The 8,381-nt window shown below is 66.6% G+C and carries 8 protein-coding genes; 3 read left to right on the top strand and 5 right to left on the bottom strand.

The window, feature by feature from the left end; translation table 11 throughout:
* A partial coding sequence (locus ABZW16_RS41790) for a tetratricopeptide repeat protein (protein WP_354961703.1) occupies positions 1–1,467 on the bottom strand: 1,467 nt, incomplete at its 3' end.
* Positions 1,468–2,106: 639 nt separating this feature from the next.
* Here ABZW16_RS41790 and ABZW16_RS41785 point away from each other — a divergent pair.
* Positions 2,107–3,057, top strand: coding sequence for a hypothetical protein (locus tag ABZW16_RS41785; RefSeq protein ID WP_354961702.1), 951 nt, complete (start codon positions 2,107–2,109; stop codon positions 3,055–3,057).
* Positions 3,058–3,473: 416 nt separating this feature from the next.
* On the opposite strand, the gene ABZW16_RS41780 is transcribed toward ABZW16_RS41785, so the two are convergent.
* Entirely contained in the window at positions 3,474–4,448 is a 975-nt protein-coding gene (locus ABZW16_RS41780) for a WYL domain-containing protein (RefSeq protein ID WP_354961701.1), read from the bottom strand.
* A 61-nt stretch (positions 4,449–4,509) separates the two neighbouring features.
* On the opposite strand from ABZW16_RS41780, the gene ABZW16_RS41775 reads away from it, so the two are divergent.
* On the top strand, positions 4,510–4,863 hold the full coding sequence (locus ABZW16_RS41775; RefSeq protein ID WP_354961700.1) for a nuclear transport factor 2 family protein: 354 nt from the start codon (positions 4,510–4,512) through the stop codon (positions 4,861–4,863).
* Between the two features lie 324 nt (positions 4,864–5,187).
* Here the strand turns inward: ABZW16_RS41775 and ABZW16_RS41770 are convergent, their stop codons facing one another.
* Positions 5,188–5,784 (bottom strand): TetR/AcrR family transcriptional regulator, encoded by a 597-nt coding sequence (locus ABZW16_RS41770; protein WP_354961699.1) that lies wholly within the window; start codon positions 5,782–5,784, stop codon positions 5,188–5,190.
* Positions 5,785–5,861: 77 nt separating this feature from the next.
* On the opposite strand from ABZW16_RS41770, the gene ABZW16_RS41765 reads away from it, so the two are divergent.
* Positions 5,862–6,806, top strand: coding sequence for an aldo/keto reductase (locus tag ABZW16_RS41765; RefSeq protein ID WP_354961698.1), 945 nt, complete (start codon positions 5,862–5,864; stop codon positions 6,804–6,806).
* Between the two features lie 310 nt (positions 6,807–7,116).
* Here ABZW16_RS41765 and ABZW16_RS41760 read toward each other — a convergent pair whose 3' ends face one another.
* On the bottom strand, positions 7,117–7,353 hold the full coding sequence (locus tag ABZW16_RS41760) for a DUF6400 family protein (RefSeq protein ID WP_354961704.1): 237 nt from the start codon (positions 7,351–7,353) through the stop codon (positions 7,117–7,119).
* A 556-nt stretch (positions 7,354–7,909) separates the two neighbouring features.
* On the bottom strand, positions 7,910–8,381 hold a 472-nt coding region (locus ABZW16_RS41755; RefSeq protein WP_354961697.1), incomplete at its 5' end, for a zinc-binding dehydrogenase.

Raw genomic sequence — 8,381 nt, 5'->3', positions numbered from 1 at the left:
CAGATTTGTCAGGTGCCCCGCGCGATCGGGGTGATCGGCGGGAGTGGCTGCTACAGCGGCACGTTTCGACTCCACGGCCTCGTCCAGATCCGTCATCGAGCCCGTCCGTTCGAACCGGTTCTGCAGAGCGACCCCGAGATTGTTCAGGTACATCGCGCGATCGGGGTGATCGGCGGGCGTGGCCGCCACCGCCGCACGCCCAGTCTCCACCGCCTCGTCCACATCCGTTACTGTCCCTGTCCGCTTGAACCGGAGGTGCAGCGCGATGCCCAGATTGTTCAGGTGCCCCGCGCGATCAGGGTGATCGGCGGGCGTGGCCGCCACCACCGCACGCCCTGCCTCCACGGCCTCGTCCAGATCCGTCATCGAGCCCGTCCGCTCGAACCGGCTCTGCAGGGCAGTCCCGAGATTGCTCAGATACGGCGCGCGATGGGGGTGATCGGTGGGCAAGGCTGCTACTGCGGCGCGTCCGGTCTCCACGGCCTCGTTCAGGTCCGTTAATGCGCCGGTCCGCTCGAACCGGCGCAGAAGGGCGTTTCCTTGATTGCTCAGGTACATCGCGCGATTGGGGTGATCGGCGGGAGTGGCTGCTACAGCGGCACGTTTCGACTCCATGGCCTCGTCCAGATCCGCCATCGAGCCCGTCCGCTCGAACCGGCTCTGCAGGGCAGTCCCGAGATTGTTTAGGTATACCGCCTGGTTGGGGTGATCGGCAGGCGTAGCTGCCACCGCCGCACGCTGGATTTCCACGACTTCGTCCAGATCCGCCACGGAGCCCGTCCGCTCGAACCGGCTCATCAGGGCGTTCCCAAGATTGTTCAGACGCCCCGTGCGGTCGGGGTGATCGGCGGGCGTTACTGCCACCGCCGCACGCTCCGTCTCCACCGCCTCGTCCACGTCCGCCATCGCGCCGGTCCGCTCGAACCTGCGCCGAAGGGCGAGCCCAAGGTTGTCCAGGAACCACGCGCGGTCGGGATGGTCGGCGGGCGTAGCTTTCACCGCCGCACGCGCAATCTCTGCGGCCTCGTCCGCGTCCGCCGCCGCGCCCGTCCGCTCTAACCTGCGCCGAAGGATAGTCGCGAGACTATTCAGGTACCTCGCGTGGTCGGGGTGATCGGTGGGCGTGGCCGCCACCATGCGCCGCCAAAGCACGACTGCAGCGGCCAACTGCACTGGATCGGCAGTGAGCGAGGCTCTCTCAAGGAGGTCGCGAGCTGTGTCGAAGGCGGCTTCGGCCAACAACGGCAGCAACGGAGCCGGGAATTCGGTCAGGGGGCGGTCGGATACGAACACCTCGGTGAGCGTCGCGATCCCGGCGGACACCTCGTCGTATCCGTCATCGCCAGTCATTTCCCGGCCGCGCAACCAGCGCAGCCAACCGAGTTGCATCCGGGATTCAATATCGCCGTCGCCGACACTAAGTACAGACTCGAGACGGCGAGCTTCGCCGGCTGCTGACGGCTCCATCACTATCTCCGGATCCGTTCGCGCCCGGAGCACCCGACGCGTCACCGCTGCCCGCAACCGTGCGCGCTCCCCATCCACAGACGACGACGAGAGCCATTCTGACGACGGCATGCCACTCCACCCCCATGAGTTAGGGCCTTCGGAGGACCGACTTTATCCAGGGAACAGACTGCGGCGCAGCACAATACGACGGTAGGATCGACCCCGGTCGCACGGTGTACAGCACGGTGCAGGCGGGATCGATCGGCAACCGGGAGGGGGCGGCGGTGGCATCGCCGACAGCAGATACAGGGCGGGTTGCCGTTGGGCTGGCATACCTGTGCACCCACCTGCACGAAATCCGCGACGCTCTTCCTGCCACTGACACGTCTTTGCAGGTTCTGCTCGATGCTCTGTGCAGCGAACCGGCAGCCAGCATCACCACTGCATTGGACGCGGTACACAGCGCTGTCCAACGCGCGGGTGATGCACATGGAATCTATCCGCACACACACCAGCGAGGTCCAACCGCGACCGGCCCGTTGCCCGATCACCTCGAAATCGTGTATCGCTGCCCGCTCGACCGCTGCAGAGGTCGCGGCAGCGACGAGATCGACGCCGACTCACCGTACTGCGCGGTCACCGGACAACCGCTGCGTCGTGAACGACTCACCTGACATGAGCGGATTGTGGGGCGAGATCGCGAAAAAGCTTGCCGACCAGTGGTTTTCGCTGCTGGTTCTGCCGGGCGTGCTCTATCTGGCCGTCGTCACGGCCGCGCTAATCCTCGGCCACACACACCCCTTCGACGCCGACCTGCTCGCGCACCGCATTACCACTTCGGCGCAAAATCCCACAATTACCAGCACAGCCGGGCAAATCACCCTGCTGGCAGCCATCCTCGCCGGTGCTGGCGGTATCGGCCTCGTCGCCCAATCCCTCGGCAGTGCTACCGAATACACTGTATTGTCCACCGGGTTGCAAAGCTGGCCAGCGCCCGCACGATACGTGGCGCAATGCTTGATTGCCAATAGGCGGCGACGGTGGGCCGCCGCAGATGGCGTCTACCGTGCCGAGTACGACAAGGCCCTCACGCCCAACCCCACCGACCGCCCGGATCCGGCAGTACGCCACCGTGCTGCACGTCGACGTACCCGCATCGCCGTCGAACCACCCGAACGTCCTACCTGGAGCAGTGACCGCATCCACACCGCTGCTGTCCGGCTCGACCGCACGTACCACCTCGACCTCGCCACCGTGTGGCCCGCGCTGTGGCTCCTGTTGCCCGACCCAACCCGCTCCGCCATTGCTGTCGCCCGCACCACGCTGTCCCAAGCCGCTACCCTCGCCGCCTGGTCTCTGCTGTATCTGCCTCTCGCCGGATGGTGGTGGCCCGCCGCCCCGCTGTCCGCCATCCTGGCTTTCACCGCCAGACACCGTATCCGCAATGCCACCGACACCTACGCCACGCTCCTGGAAACCGCCGTCCACCTCCACGCCACTACTCTCGCCACCCAACTGGGCGTCGAGAACAACGGCGCCCTCACCCCACCCATCGGGCACGCACTCACCCACCGCCTGAGTACCCCGCTCCCACTACCGGACCGGTAACTCATAACTAACGCCTATCGCCCAGTGCAAGACAGCCAGAACTAACGCTCGCCCATCAAGAAATGGGACGCACCCGGACGCTTCAAGGCCTCGCCGCCACCGGCCAGGAAGCCTGAACCAAACGGGCCGCTGCGCCAAGAATGGCTTTTCTCGTCACTGGCCCTCATGGGCGGTTGCGTCGCCGGACGTCTGCTCATCGGCATGAGCGCGCCTTCGCGAGATCAACTGCCGGCCAACGTTTGTCCCGATTGAACGCGCGGATCGCGGCATTACAGGCTTTACGTGTCGAAGCTGGGCGGTGACGGTCCGTTGACCAAGTAGAGGTCTTCGTGAACGGGCGCGGGGTGAGGTCGAACTCCGGCGAGCCCGGCCAACGCTCGTCGGCTTCGGCGGCGGCCCGTGGCAGGCGACAACTCTCAGGATGACACTCCGTAACAGGTGGCGATCTCGGCGGCGCGGTTGCGCAGTGCGGTGCGCAACCACTGCGGGGCCAGTGCTTCCGCGTTCGTGGCGAGCTGCCACAGCGCCCATTCGGCGTGTCTCGGATCTTGGAAGGTCACCTCCAGCCGCAGCCAGCCGTCGGCGTCGACTTCTTCGGCACGGACGGCCAGCGCGGTGCCCACCAGTTCCTCCCGCCGCGCGGGGTTCACCCGTACCAGCACCGTGACTTGGTCGCCGCCGGTCCGAAACTGCGTGCTGCGTTCCTGCCAGGCCCGGTCCAGATCGACCCGGTCCGGTCGCTGTGCGGGTTCAGGGAGTTCCTCGGCGGCCAAGACCCGGGACAGCCGGTAGGTGCGGTCCGCGCCAGACCTCGTGGCCAGCAAGTAGCCCTGGTCGCGAACGGTGACCAGGCCGATCGGGTCCACCGTGCGCCACTTCGGGGTCTGGTCCACCGCCGCGTAGTGGATGCGCAGCTTGTGTCCGGCGAACACCGCACGCCGAACCTCGCTCGCAATGGTGTCGGGCATCTCCTCACCGAACAGTCGGCGCGAGAACAGGTCGGTCTCCGGGTCGATGAGCAACCGCTGGGCCGCGCCGGTCGCGGTGGCCCGATAGCTTTCGGGTAGCGCGTCGACCACCTTGCGCATGGCCGAAGCGAGCGCCGAGCCGAGGCCGAATGCCTGTGCGCCGCGCCGTGATCCGGCGACCAGCAGGGCAAGTGCCTCGTCGTGATTCAGTCCGGTGAGCTCGGTCTGGAAACCGGGCAACAATGCGAAACCGCCGTGCCGGCCGCGTTCGGCGTAGACCGGGACGCCAGCAGCGGACAGCGCCTCGATGTCGCGTAGCACGGTGCGGGTGGATACCTCCAGCTCGCGGGCCAGCGCCGCCGCGGACATCCGACCGTGCTGGCGCAGCAGCAGCACCAGCGAGACCAACCGGTCGGCGCGCATATGGAACCTTTGCAGAAATACACGACACAAGATGTCGTAATTCGTTGGGAGCCTTATCAGTATGACGAACAAGAGAGTGGCCACTGAGCCGAACGACCTGGGCAGGTACTTCATCGAGCGCGCCAACGCGGGCGACGTCGACGGGCTGGTGGCGTTGTACGAGCCGAACGCCGTGCTGGCGTTCCCACCGGGCAACCTCGCGACCGGACATGCGGAGATCCGCAAGGTGTACGAGCAGTTCGTCGCGGCCGCGCCGGTGCTGTCGCCGGGTAGGCAGCATCCAGCGCTGGTGAGCGGCGACCTGGCGCTGACAGCGTCCACGCTGACCACCGGCGAGGTGACCGTCGAGATCGCCCGTCGCCAGCCGGACGGGTCGTGGCTATGGGCCGTGGACCAGCCAGCACTAGTGCCATAGCGGGGCGGCGGTGGGCCGGCGTGACCGAGCCCACCGCCGCGCAGCGCCGTGTGGACGTGCGGCGCGCGCCGCGCCGGTATCGGCGAGCGCCTCGGACATAGACTTCGCGTCCCGTCACACCACCGAGCCGGTCGGGTGCTGCGATGAGGCGCATCGTGACGATCGGTGTCTACGGCCGGAGCCTCAACAGCATTGCGGCCGATCTTCGCCGGCGGGCAGACCCACTCGAAAACCGCTGACCTGGCGGCACTCAACTCGGCAATCGTGTTGCGTCTGCGGCAGCAGCGGCCGACGTGATTCCGCTTCCGGGCTGTTCCATCTGGGTCAGCTGGTCGTTTTCGGCCGTAGGGCATCGAGCATGAGGTCGAGTACCCGCTCGGTTTGCTCGGAGGAATCGCCAGCCGTGGTGAGCAGAATTCCGAGGAGCATCACCGTGATGTCCTCCGGTTCGACATCGCCACGCAGTGAGCCGGCTTCGGCTCCACGGGCCACGATCGTGGCAATGGCTGCGGTGATCCGTTCCCGGGTTACCGGTACCGCGATCCGGCCCGAGGCCCAACCGGCGCGAAGGGTGTCGGCCATGCCGCGCTTTGTCGCGACGAAGGCGGCGTATTTCCCCATCCATGCACGCAGCGCCGCATCCGGGGGCCGCTGCTGCAGCAGGACCGCGACGCTGTCGGTGACATCGTCGAGTTCGGCGGCGTACACGGCTTCGGCCAGGGCTTCACGGGTGGGGAAATGGCGATACAGGGTGCCGATGCCGACACCGGCGTCATGAGCGATGCCCTCCAATGTCGCGGTCTCGCCGGCATCGGCGAATGCGGCCCTGGCAACCTCGACGAGTTTGTTGCGATTGCGCTGTGCGTCGGCACGGGGGGCACGAGGCTTGTTCCCGGGGGACGTCGGATCGACAGAACCCAATTCGGAGGCACCTCCGGTATAGTTGAAAAAGCGGAGCATCCTCCGTTTCACCTATCGTCTCATGTGGGAGGGCTCCCATGACCGCGAACACCACGTCCCTCACCAAGCTCGCTCCCTCGGGCGTGCCGCGCCCCGGTGGGGCCGGGACGCTCGGCGACCACACCGTGTCGCGCATCGGATACGGCGCGATGCAGCTCGAACGCCTGCACGCCGACCGCGCCGCCGCGATCGCGGTGCTGCGCCGTGCGTGGGAACTCGGGGTCGATCACGTCGATACCGCCCAGTTCTACGGCGACGGCTTCGTCAACGGGCTCATCCGGGACGCATTCGGCCCCGAGGACCGCGTCGTGGTCGTCAGCAAGGTCGGCGCCGACCCCGACCCAGGTGCCGATATCCCGCTGCGGCCGGCTCAGCGACCCGAACAACTGCGGGCCAGCGTCGAGGACAATCTCGCCTCCCTCGGCCTCGATCGGATCCCGGTGGTGAACCTGCGCCGCCTCGACGCCGGGCCGGGCCTGCGGGCCTCCGGCGACCAGGTCGTCGACCTCGACGATCAACTCGCGACCCTGATCACGCTGCGCGACGAGGGAAAGATCGGCGCGATCGGGCTCAGCGGCATCACCCTCGACGGCCTGCACCGGGCCCTTCCCGCCCGGATCGCATGCGTCCAGAACGCCTACAGTCTCGTCTCCCGCGGCGACGAGGGCATGTTGCAACTCTGCGCGGCCGAACGGATCGCCTGGGTCCCGTTCTTCCCGCTCGGCGGCGCCTTCCCCGCCATGCCGAAGGTCACCGACGATCCGGTCGTCGCCGCCGCGGCGCAATCCCTCGACTGCACCCTTGCACAGGTCGGCCTCGCGTGGCTGCTGCACCACGGGCCGAACATAATGCTCATCCCCGGCACCGCCCACATCCGTCATCTCGAAGCCAACATCGCCGCCGCGACGATCGCCCCGCACGACACCGTCATGGCCGCACTCGACACGATCCCGTCGACCTCCGCCGATATTCCGCTCGGTTGAGCACACCTGTTGGGATGCAACCGGCCCGGCCGCACGGGTACCGCTGCGGGCGGGCCGACCCCGACGATGACTTGGCCGACGACGAGTTCGACCGCGACGACTGTGGTGGGAACGCTCCCTACCCTGAACCGGATATCACGTAACCAGCGTGAGCGAGCAGTTCATCAGGTCGGATTCAGCTGTCACGTACTCGTAGTAACAGCAGTCCGAGAGGTGTCAGCGTGCGGCTGGCGACTTCAGGAAGGGTGCCGGAGCAGCTAGGTCACGACTCGCCGTAGGCAACATGCCGAACACCAGCTCGGCGGTGCGATCAGTCGGTGATATAGCGCGCTGCCCGATCCGGCAGGACCCCTGCTCGGACGAGTTCCTCGTAAATCCGCTGCTGCTCATCGTCGAGATTCGAGTACAGCATGTCGTACGCCAGATCTTCCTCGGCGAGCACCGCGACCGGATCCCAGTCGTCACCGAGCGCCGCGACGACGGCGCTGCGCCGCCGTGCCTCGTCCAGCGTGAGATCGTAAGCAAAGTCAAAATTGTGGTCGGCCATTTTGGGCATCTCCAACCAGGTTCTTTCCAAAAACGAAGTGACGACGATGCCCAACCACGCCTTCTCGGGCAATGACCTGCATCACATTCCACGGTTGGCCTTCGTCACATTTGATGCCCGTGCGCGGACTGGACCATGGAGTAGATGCGTTCACACAATCGCCACGACACAGTCCACCGCTGAAGTCGGTCACAGCCACGGTTCAGCCGCGCCGCCAACAGAGCGGAACTCGCCAATGGCCGTCGATGGCGCCTGGGTGCTGTTGTTGCCACCGCTGCTATTCCCCCGAGCCGAACATCCCTGCACCGATCGAACGCGAACTAGGTCGTACACCGACAACGAGCCCCGCTATTCGGCATAAGCGCGTGTTCGCGAGATCAACTGCTGGCCAACGTTTGTCCCCGATCGACCGCGCGGGTCACGGCATGAGCGGTCACTCGCTCTAATTGCAGTCGGCGCGCTGTTGCTGTTCTCGCATTTTTGCAGTCGGAATGGATCGGAGCCCAGGCGTCCGACTTGGCGACCGATCACAATCAGGGTGAACGGCGGTGTGCATTCATTCGTCGCTGACGCGGATGATCGTCTTGCCGGGGCTATGCCTGCCGGGGCTGAAGGCGTCGGGTGCCTCGGCGAGGGGTCGGACGGCACCGATGGCCGGCTTGATGCGGCCGTCGCGCAGGCGCGTGGCGAGCTCGGTGAGTTGGGTGCGGTCGGGTTCGACGACGAAGAAGACCGCGCGTCCGCTGTCGGGCTGGATCGTGGGTGGCACGGCAATGGTGACCAGGGTTCCGCCGGCGCGTACCAGGGCGGTCGAGCGATCCAGGACGTCTCCGCCGATCACGTCGAATACCACATCGACTTCGCCGACCTGCTCCAGCGGTTCAGTGTCCAGGGCCAGGAAGGTGTGCACGCCGAACGTGAGCGCGCGGTCGCGGTCGCGCGCCCGGCCGGTGCCGATGACTCGGGCCCCGGCCTCGCGCGCGAGTTGCACCGCGATCGAGCCGACACCGCCGGCGGCGCCGTGGATC

The organism is Nocardia sp. NPDC004604 (genome assembly GCF_040609795.1).
In the GTDB taxonomy this organism is placed as follows: Bacteria; Actinomycetota; Actinomycetes; order Mycobacteriales; family Mycobacteriaceae; genus Nocardia.
This window is presented reverse-complemented; position numbering and strand designations above follow the sequence as displayed.

Excerpts from the sequence above, each read along its gene's own strand:
- ABZW16_RS41780 (WP_354961701.1), bottom strand. The coding sequence starts at position 4,448 with ATGCGCGCCGACCGGTTGGTCTCGCTGGTGCTGCTGCTGCGCCAGCAC.
- ABZW16_RS41775 (WP_354961700.1), top strand. The coding sequence starts at position 4,510 with ATGACGAACAAGAGAGTGGCCACTGAGCCGAACGACCTGGGCAGGTAC.
- ABZW16_RS41765 (WP_354961698.1), top strand. The coding sequence starts at position 5,862 with ATGACCGCGAACACCACGTCCCTCACCAAGCTCGCTCCCTCGGGCGTG.
- ABZW16_RS41760 (WP_354961704.1), bottom strand. The coding sequence starts at position 7,353 with ATGGCCGACCACAATTTTGACTTTGCTTACGATCTCACGCTGGACGAG.